Raw genomic sequence first — 15766 nt, forward strand, 5'->3', positions numbered from 1 at the left:
CGCAACATGTTTGAACTACGAGTTCTGACCGGATTGCACCGTGGGGCCGCGCTGCCGCTAATCGGGACCTCATGGCGTATAGGCTCGGCCGATGAAGCCGACATGGTGCTCTACGATCCTGGGATCCGCGAGCAACACTGCCTGCTGGAAGCCGCCCCCGGCGGCTGGCAGGTCTGTGTACTGGATGGCCCTGTCAGCAATAGTGAAGGCCACACGGTAGAACAGTCGCTGCGGTTGCCGCCCGGCACACCGTTCGCCGTCGGCGCTATCTGGTTATGTGTGGTCAGCGCCGACACCCCATGGCAGGACGACACCTCAGCCACACCGCCACAAGACGCAGCAGGCCACGGCCGTGCTGACATCGACGCTGAGATCAATGCTGACATGCCCGCGGTGGATACCGACATCGTCGTGAATACGCGCCAGTCTTCTGTGCCGGAAGCGACCACCTCACGCCGGGAAAAACGCCGTCTGCCGCTGTGGGCGAAATTCAGTTACCTGCTACTGGGCGTATTACTGTTTATGATCGTCGGCAGTTGGATGCTACAGGAAACGGCTGCGATGCCGCCTGCGCCATCACCGCAGGATAACCGTTTGCCCGTCGGCACGCTGCCACAGTTAAACAGCACGCTGCACACCATGCTCACCGACCGCGAACTGGAGCGACTGGTCACCCTCAGTCAGGACAACAACCGCATCGTGCTGAGCGGGGCACTCTTACCTGCGCAACACACCCGACTGGCACGGATGCTGGCGCAATTCCACCAACGCTACGTCACCGCCTTACAGATTGAAAACCGCACGACGGAGAAAACCGACGCGCTACCGTTCCAGATTGTGCAAGTCACCAGCGGTCCGAAAGCCAACATCGTCACCGCAGATGGTCGACGCCTGTTCGTTGGCGACGAGGTGGATAACCTGCGACTGGTCAGCATCAACGACAGCCAGATCGAATTTCGTGGCAAGCAGCAGATCAAGGTGAACTGGTAATGACGACGCAGGACACCATCGATACCCGCTATCCCGCGCTCACCCACTGGCTGCAACAGCAGCAACGCCAATTGGCGGCCTATTCACCGGTGACGCGGCAGGGGCAAATCATCGGCATCAGCGGCATTTTGCTGGAATCCAGCCTGCCTGACGCCCGCATCGGCGATTTGTGCCTGATCGAACGTCACGACCACTCCCAGGTGCTGGCGGAAATTGTCGGCTTCAGCCCGAAAAATACCTTTCTGTCCGCACTGGGTGCGCTGGACGGTATCGCTCAAGGCGCTATCGTCACGCCGTTGTACCAGCCGCATTGCGTACAGGTATCCGAAGCCCTATTGGGCAGTGTGCTCGACGGCTTCGGCAGGCCGCTGGAACACGGCAGCCACAGCGCATTCGTAGAGCCTGGCTCGCTTAGCGAAAGCCCGCCGATACCGGTAATCGGCGATGCCCCACCGCCGACCGAACGCCCACGCATTGCCTCACCACTCCCGACCGGCCTGCGCGCCATCGACGGTCTGCTGACTATCGGCTGCGGCCAACGTGTGGGGGTATTCGCCGGTGCAGGCTGCGGCAAAACCACCTTGCTGGCAGAGCTGGCGCGTAATACGCCTTGTGACGCCATCGTATTCGGTTTAATCGGCGAGCGTGGCCGCGAACTGCGCGAGTTTCTCGACCATGAGCTGGATGAGCAGTTACGAAGCCGCACCGTGCTGGTCTGCTCGACCTCCGATCGCAGCAGTATGGAGCGCGCTCGCGCGGCGTTTACCGCGACGGCCATCGCCGAAGCCTTTCGCACCGCAGGTAAACACGTGCTGTTGATTATCGACTCATTAACCCGCTTTGCCCGCGCCCAGCGTGAAATCGGCCTGGCGCTCGGCGAACCGCAGGGGCGCGGCGGGTTACCGCCTTCGGTCTATACGCTGCTGCCCCGGCTGGTCGAGCGTGCCGGGCAAACCCGTCAGGGGGCGATCACCGCGCTTTACTCGGTACTGATCGAACAGGACTCCATGAATGACCCGGTCGCCGACGAAGTCCGCTCGCTGATTGACGGTCACATCGTGCTGTCGCGTCGTCTGGCTGAACACAACCACTACCCGGCTATCGACGTTCTGATGAGCCTGAGCCGCACCATGAGCAATGTTGTCGACACAGAACATACCCGCAATGCCAACGCCGTACGCCGACTGATGGCGGCTTACCAACAGGTAGAAATGCTGATCCGTCTTGGTGAATACCAGCCGGGGCACGATGCGCTCACCGACGCGGCCGTCAACGCCAACGACGACATCAACCGCTTTCTGCAACAGGCGATGCGTGAACCACAATCCTTTGACGACATCCAGAGGCAACTCGCCGGGGTGAGTCAGTATGCCGAGGTCTGACACCATGAAATCCGTCAGCGTAATGGAAGAAGAACAGCCAGACAGCCGTGTGCAGGAGTTGCACGCGGTACTGACGCCGTTATTGCCGATCCGCCGCCAGCGCCTTAGCCGAGCCGAACGCCAGTTACGTCAGGCCGAGCTGGCGCTCAGGCAAACCGAGGCCGCGTTGCGCACCCAACAAGCACAACTGGCGCAGTTGCAGGCCGCATGGCAGCAACAGCGCGACACCTTTCTGCGCGACGCGCTGGGCAAAACCCAAACGCTGGAAACCCTGAAAAACCAGTTGGAGCAGGAACAGCAACACATCCGCCAGATTCAGGCTCAGGTACTGCTGTGTACCGACTGGCAACAACAATACCTGAGCCAACAGCAACACGTCAGGCAGGTCAGGGAAACGGCGCGCCTGTGCCAGAAAGCCGTCGAGAAGCTCGAATTTCTGTTAACCACCTATCAGGAGGCGATATGACCCCTTCCCGGCCCATCCCACACGAGGTTTCGCCCTCTGGCCCGTCACCGTTATCACACCATCCACAACCTGATCTGCCCGGTTATGTGTCCGGCTATGGCTACGGTGCTGACGATAACGCGTGTGGGGAGCCGTTCGCCCGCCTCTCGGGGCCAGACGACGCGCTGCCCGATATCCGTTGGCTGCCGTTTGGCCCATCGCTGGCGCTGTACCCGGCACTTACGCCGACGTCCTTTCAGGATACCCCGGTGCAAACGACACCCGTCATGCCTGCGGGCTGGTCAGCCCTGGAGTCCTCGCTGGCCGACATGCCATCGTTACACCGTGGTGAACCGCTGTCGTTCAGTGTGCAGTTACCACAGTTGGGTAGCGTAGACGTACGTATGGTGGCGCTCTCCGCTCACGGCTGGGATGTGTCGCTGCGTTTTGGCAAAACCACCTATGAACGGTTGAAAAACCAGCGCGACGCGTGCCGCCGTTCACTGGCAAGTACGCTGCGCGCACCGGTACGCCTGCAGTTCGATTGCCGGGAGGATGACGACCTATGACCCCACTGGCACAAACACTACAGCGCATCAGTCAGGCGCAAGCGGCGCTATCCCGCCAACTGGCGAGCGCACACCGTTTCGCCTTCACGCTAGAGGGTCAACCGGGGGAACTGCGCATACAGTTAGCGCACGACGCGCCCGCTGCCGGAGTGGAAAGCGGCTGGCGTTGCCACGATGGTGCGTTATGGCTGGACAATGCCGCCCCGTTGCTGTCACTGCTCTCCGCCTGCCCGGCACTGCTACCCGGCGAGCATGACAGCAGTGACACGGTGGCCCGCTACTGGACGCACTACAATCAGGCGCTCAGCCCGGCATTGCGCGAGCTGTTCGGTGAAATTCAACCACAGTTACCTGTGCAACCTGGTTCTGTAGCAGCATCAGATGACAATACGCATTCAGGTGATAACACATCAGCCGAATTAACATTGTGGCTCGAGGTGATACTGAGCGATTTTCGCCTTCGCAGCCGGTTACGAACCGCATGCCATACGGTGCAACGCTGGCTATCTCGGCCGGGGTGGTACGCACCACACTCGGCTTTGCCCACTCACCTGGCGATACGCCTGCCATTAATACTGGCAGACGTGACATTGTCACAAGAGCAGTTAGTGAGTCTGGAACCGGGCGACGTGATCTGTCCACATAGACAGTACTTCTCACCGCAAGGCGACGGCAGCATTACGCTGGCCGACCGGCGGTTAGCCGGGCAACTCAGGATGGACGCACTCGCCCCTTACTGGTTTGCCGTGACAGAACTGGAGGAATGCCCCGTGACCACATTTCCTGGCGACACAACGCCCTTTGGTGACCCGACACCATTTGACGAAGCCGCTTCTTACGGCAATACCACTTCTTACAGAAATACCCTGCCGGATAACAGCAACGTGCAGGAAACATTGCCCTATGCCGAGAGTACGTTGCCGTCTGGTGAGCCGCTGTCAGGTTATCCACTGCCCCCGCTCGCGCTGGCACTGACGGTACGCTGCGGCTACCTGACGCTGACACTGCAGGATTTGCAGCAACTCGCCCCCGGTACCGTGTTAACCCTGCAACAGGCCATCCCCGGCGAAGCCACGCTGTATCACGGCGAACAACCACTGGCACAGGGAGAACTGGTGAATGTAAACGGTCGACTGGGGCTGCAAATCACCCGTGGGCCGGTTGCTGTCAGGGAGAGCGCCACGGAGTCATTGCGATGACCTCAGGCAATTTCGACCCGGTGATGTTTGCCCTGTTTCTCGGCTCGCTGTCACTGATTCCGCTGATGATGATCGTCTGCACCTGTTTTCTAAAAATATCGATGGTACTGATGCTCACCCGCAACGCCATCGGGGTGCAACAAGTGCCGCCCAACATGGCGTTATATGGTGTGGCGCTCGCGGCCACACTGTTCGTGATGGCACCGGTATTCAGCGACATCAAGCAGCGGTTTCAGGACGCACCGGTGGACGTTAGCAGCCTTGATGCACTGGAAAGCAGCGTGACCCGCGGCATCGAACCGTTACAGCGGTTCATGTCGCGCAACAGCGACCCGGATATCCTCACCCATCTGCATGAAAACAGCCTGCGCATGTGGCCTGCAGCGATGTCGGAGAAAATAACCACCCAGAACATCCTGCTAATCCTGCCCGCTTATGTGCTCTCAGAGCTACAAGCCGGGTTTAAAATCGGTTTTCTGATTTATATCCCGTTCATCGTTATCGACCTGATTGTCTCTAATGTCCTGTTGGCACTGGGGATGCAGATGGTTGCGCCGACCACCCTTTCGCTCCCGCTCAAGCTATTGCTGTTCGTGCTGGTTAACGGCTGGACACGTCTGCTAGACGGTCTGTTCTACAGTTACCTGTGAGGTCATCATGGAAACGCTCACGCTGTTCCGACAGGCGATGGTGTTGGTGGTGATGCTGTCTGCGCCGCCGTTGCTGGTCGCGGTGGTGGTCGGTGTACTGATTTCACTGCTACAGGCGGTGATGCAGTTGCAGGACCAGACGTTGCCTTTTGCCGTCAAACTGGTGGCAGTGGGGTTGGTGTTGGCCATGACCGGTCGCTGGATAGGCGTTGAGTTAATCCAACTGGCGGTCATGGCTTTTAATATGATCGAACAAATCCGGGCCTGAGGTGACGATGCTCTCTCTTGCCACCCTCCAGTCTCTTTACGACTTTATTTACGCACTGACGCTCGGTGTAGCCCGGTTGTATCCATGCCTGTTTCTGGTGCCGTTGTTCTCTTTCACCGTCATCAAAGGCATGCTGCGCAACGCGGTGGCCCTTGCCATCGCGCTAGTCCCGGCCGCTGCTATCCAGCAACACATGTTAACCACCACGATAACCTGGCCCATGCTACCCGCGCTGTTGCTCAAAGAGCTGGTCATTGGATTGTTGCTGGGGGTGGTGCTGGCCATGCCGTTCTGGTTGTTTGAATCTGTTGGCGCGCTGTTCGACAACCAGCGCGGCGCGCTGACCGGCGGCCAGCTCAACCCGGCGCTGGGTAGCGATGCCACCCCGCTCGGCCACATGATGAAAGAGCTGTTTACCCTGCTGCTGATTATCACCATCGGGTTTTCCGGCTTCACGCAATTACTGTGGGACAGTTACCGGCTATGGCCAGCATTGGATTTTCTGCCGCCGTTATCGGAACTGGGTTTTCACACCTATCTCGGTCTGCTCAACGACACCTTCCAACACATGATCGTGTATGCCGGTCCGCTGGTGACGTTATTACTGTTGCTGGAATTCAGTATCGCCATTCTCAGTCTTTACAGCCCGCAATTGCAGGTCTACGTGCTGTCCGCCCCGGCCAAGTGTCTGGCCGGAATGGCATTCTTCGTGCTCTACATGCCGGTGTTGCAGTTTCTCGGTGAAGGCCGGCTCAAGGCGCTGGCCGACCTGAAACACCTGTTTCCGCTGTTCTTTCAGGTGTCGCCCTGAGCGCTGCATACGACGATTAACCCCTAAGGTGCCGGGATGAGCGAAAAAACCGAAAAACCCACCCCCAAGAAATTGCAGGATGCGCGCAAAAAAGGGGAAGTCGGTCAAAGTCAGGATGTTCCCAAACTGCTGATTAGCTTTGCACTACTGGAGATGATTCTGACGCTGACCGATAACGGCATGAGCAAACTACAGGCATTAATGCAATTGCCGCTGAGCCGTCTGTCTGACCCGTTCGGCCATGCCGCTAATGAAGTGTTCAGCGAAGCGTTATCACTGCTGGGCACTTTCTGCCTGTTAACCATCAGTGTGGCGTTGTTGATGCGTATTGTCGGCGGTTGGATCCAGTACGGCCCGCTGTTCGCCGTAGAAGCGCTAAAAATCGATTTCAACCGCCTTAACCCGGTCAATCAAATCAAGCAAATGTTCACGATGCGCAAGCTCACCGACATACTGACCACAATCATGAAGGCAACCACCATCGGGCTGGTGTTCTGGCTCGTCGTCATACCGCAGTTGGAATGGCTGGTGGAGTTAGCCTATGGCGACCTGACCGCCTTCTGGAAAGGTGTGGAGAGTGTACTGAAAAGTGTGGCGCGCACCACCCTGTCCTCACTGCTGGCGCTGGCGATACTCGACTTCGGTTTGCAAAAATACTACTTCCTCAAGCAGCAACGCATGAGTCATGAAGATATTCGTAACGAGTTCAAAAATTCGGAAGGCGACCCCCACATGAAGGGGCATCGCAAATCGGTAGCACAGGAAATCCTCAACGAACCGGCCAGCCCTCGCGCCAAACCCAGCATCGAGGATGCTGACCTGCTGCTGGTTAACCCAACACACTATGCGGTAGCGCTGTGCTATCGCCCCGGCAAAACGCCATTACCACGCATTCTACTCAAGGGGGAAGACGAACAGGCCAAAGCACTCATCGCCCGCGCGCAGCACGCCAATGTGCCGGTTATCCGCTTTATCTGGCTGGCGCGAACCCTGTATCGGGTCCCCGAGGGTCATTACATTCCACGCCATACGTTACAGTCGGTTGCACAGGTCTATCGGGTATTACGCCAGTTGGATAACGATCTGCCGCCCCAGGATGTTATTGAGATGGGCTAAGGGACACCGCGCGTCGCCGTTCGCTGTCGTCATGTCATCGGTGCCATCGCCTGTTACACTGTTACACTGTTACACTACAGTCGGGTATTTCTTAATCGAAACACGAGGGCTGCATGGCAGACAAAATTCATCGCTATCAGGTCCAGGTCAGTTGGACCGGCAATCAGGGCACCGGCACTACAAGTTATCGCAGCTACAGTCGCGACCATGATATCTGCGCGCCGGGCAAACCGACGCTGCCCGGCTCATCCGACCCGAGTTTCCGCGGAGATCCGACGCGCTGGAATCCGGAAGAGCTACTGGTCGCGTCGCTGTCCGCCTGCCACAAGCTGTGGTATCTCGGGTTGTGTGCGGGAAGCGGCGTCACGGTGGTGGCCTACGACGATCGGGCGGAAGGGGAAATGGTGGAAGAGGCTGGCGGTGCCGGGCAGTTTCTGTCGGTCACGCTGCGTCCGCGTGTGGTGATCAGCGCCGACAGCGACGCGCAGACCGCGCTCGCGTTACATCATCAGGCCCATGAGATGTGCTTTATCGCCCGCTCGGTCAATTTTGCCGTCACCCACCAGCCGGACATCGTGGTCGACGCGCCCTCGCCCCGCCAGTAATACCACGGCGGCGATATCTGCGCCTGTCGCCGCCGCGCCATCTCTGTGCCCTGCTCATTCCTGCGTCACCTTGCTCATTGCAGCGTAAAGAAAGCCGCTCCCCAGTCAAAAATCGTTTCAATATAATCCTGCACTTAGGTTAAATATTTGCTATTACGGCAATTATTCTCCTGTTACGGATACAAAGTGCGCTTATGTTCAAGTCGTTTTTTCCCAACCCCAAGTGGTTTTTTTCTTCTGCGCTGATCTGGTCGCTGGTGGCCGTCATCATCTGGTACGGCTGGGGACGCCCGCTGGGTGACAGCCTGCTGCACATCAGCGAGCCATTGCCGCACGGGGCCGCCCGGTTTTGGTCGCCTGCCTTTTTGTGGTTTTACGGTTATTACCTGCTGTGCGTCTGCCTTTTCGCGGGAGCCTGGGCGCTATTACGTCCCCACCCCTGGCAACGCTGGTCTATTCTGGGAACCTCACTGATTATTTTCGTTACCTACTTTTCGGTGGAGATCGGGGTGGCGGTAAACGACTGGTATGGCCCTTTTTATGACCTGATCCAAAAAGCGCTCAGTGCCCCTAACGCGGTGACGATTCAGGCATTTTACAAAGAGTTGCTGATTTTCCTGGGGATTGCGCTAACGGCCGTCACCGTAGGCGTGATGAACCTTTTTTTCGTCAGCCATTATGTCTTTCGCTGGCGTACCGCGATGAATGATTATTACTCTTCGCACTGGCAGTCCTTGCGGAACATTGAAGGGGCGGCCCAGCGTATTCAGGAAGACACCATGCGCTTTGCCTCCACCGTGGAAAGCCTGGGTGTCGACCTGGTGAAATCATTGATGACGTTGATAGCCTTTTTACCGGTGCTGGTCAGCCTCTCATCCCATGTCAAAACCTTGCCGTTGATTGGCGAAGTGCCTTATGGTCTGGTGATTGCAGCGATTGTCTGGTCGCTGGCAGGGACGGGCTTGCTGGCGTTTATCGGCATCAAACTGCCGGGGCTGGAGTTTAACAACCAGCGTGTGGAAGCCGCCTATCGTAAAGAGCTGGTCTATGGTGAAGACGACGCCAACCGTGCCACGCCGCCGACGGTAAAGCAGCTGTTCTCCAATGTACGGAAAAACTATTTCCGCCTCTATTTCCACTACACCTATTTCAATATTGCACGGGTGCTCTATCTGCAAACCGACAATGTGTTCGGCATTATCATGCTGCTGCCGTCGATCGTCGCAGGTAGTCTGACGCTCGGTCTGATGAACCAGATAACCAACGTGTTCGATCAGGTGCGTAGCTCATTCCAGTACCTGATTAACTCGTGGACCACCATCGTCGAGCTGATGTCGATTTATAAACGTCTGCGTAGTTTCGAATCGGTGATTAAGGACGTGCCGATAGTTACCGACGCGGCGGATGCCACGTCCGGCGTCTGATAACCGCACCCCGGTTCTGTGTAGCCAGTCGGCCAGGCAGCACAGAACCGGGATTCTCTCACCACAGCCTTTATTCTGTTGATCCCCTTCTCCGCCATACCTGAATGAGCATGCCCAATCCCACTTACCACCGATAGCGAGAGATAGCGCATTATATAGTAGACTGTATAGCGCATATTATCAGTTCCGAATTATTCGGGGTGTATACCCTTCATACTTCAAAATGAGAGTGACTGCCCTCCCCCTGATTATTTTTTCTTTATCGGAAGAATCACATTATTTTCTCGACCAACAACAAAATGAAAAAATATGACTTAGTCAGGCTATTTAAAAATAATTTTTTGAAAAAGAGAGCAGATAAAACCACGACCAATACATCATCTAACTAGTACACGAAAACATTTAACAACCTGCGAACAGAATACCGGTAGAAAAAAACAAAACTGGAATAAGAAACACAAACAACCTCTGATTTCATTATGTTAGCAAGTATTTATAACTCTAAAAAATGTGATAAGATTCACACGTTTTTCTCCTCGCGAAAGAAACCCATCTCTGTATTTTTGAAAAACACGGACGTTAACAGATGGTCATTCTCTGTTGATCTGTATTGTCAACATATTTAGCTCTGTAGGAAACCTTAATGAATACTATTATGCATACCTATAACAATCTGAAGGTTGGTAGTAAACTGGCAATAGGGTTTGGACTCATTTTAGTTATGTCCGCCTTTATCATGCTATCCGGGGTAAATGGTTTTCGTAATATTGACGCTTACGTCAACAAATCCATTATCAGTAATGACATTAATAATAACCTGAACGATGCCAGACGCGCCCGCCTCAATTTCCAATATACCCATGACTACAGCTCAATAGAGAAAGTGGGCACCCTGATGGCAAAAGTGAGCGAATCACTGAAGCAGGCCAACCAGTTCACCTGGAGTCCTGATGCACGCAAGCTGCTCGATCAACTCAATACCGCCTACAACGTCTATGTGCCAGGAAGAGAAGCGCTGATCAGCGCCAGCAAGCAGCGTGATGCCGTGGCGCAAAAATTCAACCAGGACAGCAGCGCCAGTGTACTGAGTACACTACGCACCCAATTCAGTGCCAGTACGCAGACACCGGAATTACAGCTGGAATTTATCACGCTGTACGAACAGCTGGCAGATATCCGCGATATGGCACATGAGTTGCTGCTGACCCCTTCCGCACAAACTGAATCCAACCTGCGTAAAACGCTTAGCAGCGCACAGGCCGCACTCACTCAAAGCCTGCCGAAATTCAGTACGGAACAGCAAGGCTGGTTGAACCAGGCCTGGCGTTTCTTTTCCGCCTATAACGGCTACATTGACGAGTACATGGCTGCTTTGCGTAATGAAAGCGCCGCCACCAGCACCATGAGCGGTGCGGCCGTCATTCTGGATAACGCCTCCAACGATTTATATGCCGGTCAGTTAGCGCTGGTCAGCAACACCACCGCCAGTTCACAGTGGCAATTATTGCTGACCGGTCTGGTGATTATCGCTATCGGGGTCCTGATGGCCTGGCGTATCACGTTGCAGATTACCCGTCCGCTGCACCAGAGTCTGTCGATAGCTGAACGGATTGCCCAGGGCGACCTGACGGCTTCCATCACCGTTGTTCGCCGCGATGAACTGGGAATGCTGATGTCTGCAATGGCGGAGATGAACCATAAACTGCGTGAGATGATCGGCGAAATTCGTGAAGGCGTGAGCAACGTGGCGTCAGCCGCGTCGGAAATCGCGGCCGGTAACACCGACCTCTCCTCACGTACTGAGCAGCAGTCTGCCGCCGTGGTGGAAACCGCCGCCAGCATGGAGCAGTTAACCTCCACGGTGAAACAGAACGCCGATAACGCGCATCACGCTTCACAACTGGCTGCCGATGCCTCCGCTAATGCGACCCGCGGCGGCGAAATCGTCACTAACGTGGTCAGCACCATGAATGAAATCGCCGTCAGTTCCCGGCGTATTTCCGACATCACCTCGGTTATCAACGGTATCGCCTTCCAGACCAATATTCTGGCGCTGAACGCCGCCGTGGAAGCCGCGCGTGCCGGTGAACAGGGCCGGGGTTTCGCCGTGGTAGCAGGCGAAGTGCGCAGTCTGGCCCAGCGTAGCGCGCAGGCCGCTAAAGAGATAGAAACGCTGATCAACGAGTCGGTCACCCGGGTCAATACCGGTTCCACCCAGGTGGAAAACGCCGGTAAGACAATGGATGAAATCATCCGTTCCATCTCCCATGTGCATGACATCATGGATGAGATTGCCTCCGCCTCCGATGAACAGAGCCGTGGCATCAACCAGATCTCTACCGCTGTCTCCGAAATGGATGCCACCACCCAGCAAAACGCCGCGCTGGTGGAGCAATCTTCCGCCGCAGCCAATTCACTGGAAGAGCAGGCTCAGGTGCTGGAGCACGCAGTGTCGTTTTTCCGGACCAGCCATGACAATGCTACGGTATCACCAGCAAGACAACGCAACACGACCAGTACCAAAACGCCATTCATGTTGGGGAAATCAGCTACCAAAGCGTCTGCTACGGTGAAACCTTCATCAACCTCAACCAAAGATGACTGGGAGTCGTTCTAATCCGTTTTGATGTCGTTCTAATCCGTTTTGATAACGGTGTCGGTTAATTTTTACTACGTTTGATCACGACGATTGTTGGTACACACCACACAGCATGGCAATAAACCGCCATGCTGTGTTTAGATTCCCTGCCTTGTATCGCCCATTTATTTTCCAGCAGCGTATGTTGAGCGCTAACATGCCTCCACCAACGACGCAACGTAAAGACTATCACTGCGTATTGTCACGCCCATGATTACTTTTTTGGGTATTCCATTTGGAAATATCTCAAAAAATGGATGAGGCATCAGACATCAATAATCGGTATCTCATTTTTCAGTAATCCATTGATAAAATCACTTTTTAATACTATGTTATGAAAGTATAGCTATTACATTGCCTTCCCCTGTGAGATGGATAAGCCATGAGTTTCGGGCCGTAATCGTCCGCTTACAGAGCCGCTCACTCACAGTAACGATTACAGATTAGCGTAACCATAATAATAAAACACAGCTTCAGCACTGAGGTTCTGAAGCCTTAATTATTGAAATCGGTTTTTTCCTCATCATTTCTCTGGCAAATCAAGAAAGGAAGGACCAATGAATACTGTTTTTGGTGCTTATAACAATCTCAAGGTCGGCGTAAAGCTGGCTCTGGGATTCGGGTTAATATTATTGATGGCCATCATTATCATGCTGTCTGGAATAAATGGTTTTCGTAATATTGACGCCTACTCACAAAAATCGATTATCAGTAATAGTATCAATAGTCACTTGGAAGATGCTAAACTGGAACGTCTGCGCTTTCAATATACCCACGATTATGCTGCCCTAAATAAAAACAGCGAATTGCTGAATAAAATAACGCAATTGCTAAACACGGCAGAAACGCTGAAATGGGATGCCGATACCCGTATTCTGCTGGATAAAATAACCCAGGCCAGTAAGGAATATAATACGGTACGGGGAAACCTGCTCACCGCCAGCCAAAAGCGGGATGCTATCGGCCAAAAGTTATCGCAGAATACCATCAGCAACGTCATTGATACCCTGCGCAAACAATTCAACAGCGCCATGTTGCCACTGGAATTGAGACTGGAGTTCCTATACATCCATGAGTCGCTGTCTGACATTAAAGATACCGCGCATGAGCTGACACTAACCCCCTCTGGTGAACATGAAACCGCACTTCGCAAGGCACTGAGCACCGCACAGCATACCCTCACACAAGCTCTGCCACAGTACGATGCAGAACAACAGGCGTGGCTCAATCAGGCCTGGCAGTTGTTCGCCACCTACGACAGAGATATCAGCCTTTATATGACCGCGTATCAGGAGGAAAACACGGCCTCTCAGCGTATAGCGGATATCGCGTTGGTGCTGAATCAGGCAACGACACAGCTTTATGAAGCGCAATTAAGCAAGGTGGATAACATTACCCGCCAGTCCCAATACGAGCAGTGGGTTATCGGCCTGGCGATTATCGCCATCGGCGTGTTACTGGCCTGGCGCATCACCTTATTGATTACGCAGCCATTGCGTCAAAGCCTGTCGATGGCCGAACAGATTGCCCAGGGTGACCTGACCGCCACCATTACCGTCAACCGGCGCGATGAGTTGGGCCAATTGATGACGGCAATGAACCAGATGAACCATAAACTGCGCGGCATGATAGGAAGCATTCGTGAAGGCGTAAATAACGTGGCGTCCGCCGCATCGGAAATCGCAGCGGGTAACACTGACCTCTCCTCACGCACTGAGCAGCAGTCTGCTGCCGTCGTGGAAACCGCCGCCAGTATGGAGCAGTTAACCTCCACGGTGAAGCAGAACGCCGATAACGCGCATCACGCCTCACAACTGGCCGCCGACGCCGCCAATAACGCCACTAAAGGCGGTGAAATCGTCACCAACGTCGTCAGCACCATGAATGAAATCGCCACCAGTTCCCGACGTATTTCCGAAATCACCTCGGTTATCAACGGTATCGCCTTTCAGACCAATATCCTGGCGCTGAATGCCGCGGTGGAAGCCGCGCGTGCTGGTGAGCAAGGCCGTGGTTTTGCTGTGGTGGCGGGCGAAGTGCGCAGTCTGGCCCAGCGTAGCGCGCAGGCCGCTAAAGAGATAGAAACCCTGATCAACGAGTCAGTCACCCGGGTCAATACCGGTTCCACCCAGGTGGAAAGTGCCGGTAAGACGATGGATGAGATCATTCGTTCTATCTCCCATGTTCATGACATTATGGGCGAAATTGCTTCTGCGTCTGATGAGCAGAGCCGAGGGATTAACCAGATCTCAAGCGCCGTCGCCGAAATGGACGCCACCACCCAGCAAAACGCCGCGCTGGTGGAGCAATCGTCCGCGGCAGCTAACTCACTGGAAGAGCAGGCTCAGGCACTGGAACAGGCGGTGTCGATTTTCCGCCTCGGTGATAGTGACGCCCAGCGCGTTACCCGCCAGGCCCCCGGTACCCTCGGCGCGAAAAAACCGCTGATGCTGGCCACTGCAACAGCCGGGTCTCACTCGCCTGCGGCAAAAGATGAGTGGGAATCGTTCTGACCGATAGCATCCGTCTCATCATGGCGGGCAACGCCCGCCTTATGTCATGACTTCCATTTGCCGCCCTGCGCATAAGCTCTGTCATTCTTCGCATTTAATGTCGCGCCGATTTCCTGCAATACTGCCTAAGCACGCCTCCACCATGTTAATGATATTAAAGCATTATTTATGAAATTCGCTGATGGCGTGCACGGTGTTCACCTTTTATTTATTGATTAATCCAACGCCTGGTTTTATCGGGGGATGGGCAGCGTAGCCAGGCCCACACTGACACGTAACATCCCCGCTGATTCAGGCGCTTAACCATTCACACACGGGGACATTATGACGTTATCTTTTCGCAACATGATTGCCGCGCTGGCGCTGGCCGCCGCGCCCTGGCTGGTTCAGGCCGAAACGCCGACCTCCACCTGGCAGCACATCAAACAAACCGGCGAACTGCGTATCGGTGTAGCGCAGGGCGAACCCTGGTATTTCAAGAACGCGGCAACCGGCGAATGGGATGGCATCGGCTATCAGGTTGGTAAGGTGCTGGCGAAAGACCTTGGGGTCAAGCTGGTGGCGGTAGAAACCACCTGGGGCAACGCGATCGCCGCCCTGCAAACCGGCCAGATCGATACCATGCTGGTACTTGACCCCACTGATGAGCGCAAAAAAGCGGTCGATTTTCCGGAGCAACCTTTCTTTTGGTATGCCCAGGGGGTACTGGTGCGCGATGGCATCAATGTCACCGACTGGGAAGACCTCAACCGGCCGGATATCAAAATCGGCGTCACGCTGGGCTCCAGTCCGGATTTGCTGCTGACCAAAAATCTGCCGAAAGCGCAACTGGTGCGTTTCCCCAACATGGATGAAGGCGTGGCGGCGTTTTATGCCGGTCGGGTAGACGCGTTGTCCTATTTCCATCCAGCGCTGGCGTTGCAACAGGCTAAAGTCGGCAAGGGTAACCTGATACTGCCAAAGCCTATCGTGGCGGTCAGTACCAGCGGCGCTATCCGTAAGGAAAGCGACCCAACCTTCCATCAGTTCCTCAACGACGAATTCGGCAAACTCTATCAATCCGGCCAGATTCAGCAGTTCTACGAACAGGCACTGAAAGCCCGCGGCGTGGACATCAGCAAGGTGCCGCCAGTGATCCGCGAAGCGTGGAAATAAG

The 15766-nt window shown here is 55.1% G+C and carries 14 protein-coding genes; all 14 read left to right on the top strand.

Going from position 1 to position 15766, the window contains the following annotated elements; genetic code table 11:
- Positions 1–6 precede the first annotated feature (6 nt).
- Positions 7–990: a type III secretion system inner membrane ring subunit SctD gene (gene sctD, locus LF929_RS11330; RefSeq protein WP_210177618.1), complete on the top strand. Its 984-nt coding sequence runs from the start codon at positions 7–9 to the stop codon at positions 988–990.
- A complete protein-coding gene (sctN, locus tag LF929_RS11335) occupies positions 990–2372 on the top strand; it encodes a type III secretion system ATPase SctN (RefSeq protein WP_226093521.1) in 1383 nt (460 codons plus the stop codon). The genes sctD and sctN overlap by 1 nt, the downstream gene beginning before the upstream one ends.
- Positions 2359–2838, top strand: coding sequence for a type III secretion protein (locus LF929_RS11340; RefSeq protein ID WP_210174984.1), 480 nt, complete (start codon positions 2359–2361; stop codon positions 2836–2838). Before sctN ends, LF929_RS11340 begins: the two co-directional genes overlap by 14 nt.
- Positions 2835–3386 carry a type III secretion system HrpP C-terminal domain-containing protein gene (locus tag LF929_RS11345; protein WP_210174983.1) on the top strand — a complete coding sequence of 184 codons (552 nt, stop codon included), beginning with the start codon at positions 2835–2837 and terminating at the stop codon, positions 3384–3386. Before LF929_RS11340 ends, LF929_RS11345 begins: the two co-directional genes overlap by 4 nt.
- On the top strand, positions 3383–4585 hold the full coding sequence (sctQ, locus tag LF929_RS11350) for a type III secretion system cytoplasmic ring protein SctQ (protein WP_226093523.1): 1203 nt from the start codon (positions 3383–3385) through the stop codon (positions 4583–4585). The genes LF929_RS11345 and sctQ overlap by 4 nt, the downstream gene beginning before the upstream one ends.
- Positions 4582–5235 carry a type III secretion system export apparatus subunit SctR gene (sctR, locus tag LF929_RS11355; protein WP_016942341.1) on the top strand — a complete coding sequence of 218 codons (654 nt, stop codon included), beginning with the start codon at positions 4582–4584 and terminating at the stop codon, positions 5233–5235. Before sctQ ends, sctR begins: the two co-directional genes overlap by 4 nt.
- Before the next feature lie 7 nt (positions 5236–5242).
- Positions 5243–5503, top strand: coding sequence for a type III secretion system export apparatus subunit SctS (gene sctS / locus LF929_RS11360; protein WP_016942342.1), 261 nt, complete (start codon positions 5243–5245; stop codon positions 5501–5503).
- Between the two features lie 7 nt (positions 5504–5510).
- Positions 5511–6314, top strand: a complete 804-nt coding sequence (sctT, locus tag LF929_RS11365; protein ID WP_210177614.1) for a type III secretion system export apparatus subunit SctT — start codon at positions 5511–5513, stop codon at positions 6312–6314.
- 36 nt (positions 6315–6350) lie between these two features.
- On the top strand, positions 6351–7430 hold the full coding sequence (gene sctU, locus LF929_RS11370; RefSeq protein WP_210177613.1) for a type III secretion system export apparatus subunit SctU: 1080 nt from the start codon (positions 6351–6353) through the stop codon (positions 7428–7430).
- Between the two features lie 113 nt (positions 7431–7543).
- Positions 7544–8035: an OsmC family protein gene (locus LF929_RS11375; RefSeq protein WP_210177612.1), complete on the top strand. Its 492-nt coding sequence runs from the start codon at positions 7544–7546 to the stop codon at positions 8033–8035.
- A 194-nt stretch (positions 8036–8229) separates the two neighbouring features.
- Entirely contained in the window at positions 8230–9459 is a 1230-nt protein-coding gene (gene sbmA / locus LF929_RS11380; protein WP_210174978.1) for a peptide antibiotic transporter SbmA, read from the top strand.
- A 643-nt stretch (positions 9460–10102) separates the two neighbouring features.
- Positions 10103–12076, top strand: coding sequence for a methyl-accepting chemotaxis protein (locus tag LF929_RS11385; protein ID WP_226093524.1), 1974 nt, complete (start codon positions 10103–10105; stop codon positions 12074–12076).
- Positions 12077–12654: 578 nt separating this feature from the next.
- Positions 12655–14610 (top strand): methyl-accepting chemotaxis protein, encoded by a 1956-nt coding sequence (locus LF929_RS11390; RefSeq protein WP_226093525.1) that lies wholly within the window; start codon positions 12655–12657, stop codon positions 14608–14610.
- Positions 14611–14934: 324 nt separating this feature from the next.
- Positions 14935–15765 carry a transporter substrate-binding domain-containing protein gene (locus tag LF929_RS11395; RefSeq protein ID WP_226093526.1) on the top strand — a complete coding sequence of 277 codons (831 nt, stop codon included), beginning with the start codon at positions 14935–14937 and terminating at the stop codon, positions 15763–15765.
- The last annotated feature ends 1 nt before the right edge of the window (position 15766 follow it).

It is taken from the genome of Dickeya oryzae (assembly GCF_020406815.2).
Classification (GTDB): Bacteria; Pseudomonadota; Gammaproteobacteria; order Enterobacterales; family Enterobacteriaceae; genus Dickeya; species Dickeya oryzae.

Bases quoted from the DNA above. Each gene is read 5' to 3' on its own strand.
- sctD (WP_210177618.1), top strand. From the start codon at position 7: ATGTTTGAACTACGAGTTCTGACCGGATTGCACCGTGGGGCCGCGCTG.
- sctN (WP_226093521.1), top strand. From the start codon at position 990: ATGACGACGCAGGACACCATCGATACCCGCTATCCCGCGCTCACCCAC.
- LF929_RS11340 (WP_210174984.1), top strand. From the start codon at position 2,359: ATGCCGAGGTCTGACACCATGAAATCCGTCAGCGTAATGGAAGAAGAA.
- LF929_RS11345 (WP_210174983.1), top strand. From the start codon at position 2,835: ATGACCCCTTCCCGGCCCATCCCACACGAGGTTTCGCCCTCTGGCCCG.
- sctQ (WP_226093523.1), top strand. From the start codon at position 3,383: ATGACCCCACTGGCACAAACACTACAGCGCATCAGTCAGGCGCAAGCG.
- sctR (WP_016942341.1), top strand. From the start codon at position 4,582: ATGACCTCAGGCAATTTCGACCCGGTGATGTTTGCCCTGTTTCTCGGC.
- sctS (WP_016942342.1), top strand. From the start codon at position 5,243: ATGGAAACGCTCACGCTGTTCCGACAGGCGATGGTGTTGGTGGTGATG.
- sctT (WP_210177614.1), top strand. From the start codon at position 5,511: ATGCTCTCTCTTGCCACCCTCCAGTCTCTTTACGACTTTATTTACGCA.
- sctU (WP_210177613.1), top strand. From the start codon at position 6,351: ATGAGCGAAAAAACCGAAAAACCCACCCCCAAGAAATTGCAGGATGCG.
- LF929_RS11375 (WP_210177612.1), top strand. From the start codon at position 7,544: ATGGCAGACAAAATTCATCGCTATCAGGTCCAGGTCAGTTGGACCGGC.
- sbmA (WP_210174978.1), top strand. From the start codon at position 8,230: ATGTTCAAGTCGTTTTTTCCCAACCCCAAGTGGTTTTTTTCTTCTGCG.
- LF929_RS11385 (WP_226093524.1), top strand. From the start codon at position 10,103: ATGAATACTATTATGCATACCTATAACAATCTGAAGGTTGGTAGTAAA.
- LF929_RS11390 (WP_226093525.1), top strand. From the start codon at position 12,655: ATGAATACTGTTTTTGGTGCTTATAACAATCTCAAGGTCGGCGTAAAG.
- LF929_RS11395 (WP_226093526.1), top strand. From the start codon at position 14,935: ATGACGTTATCTTTTCGCAACATGATTGCCGCGCTGGCGCTGGCCGCC.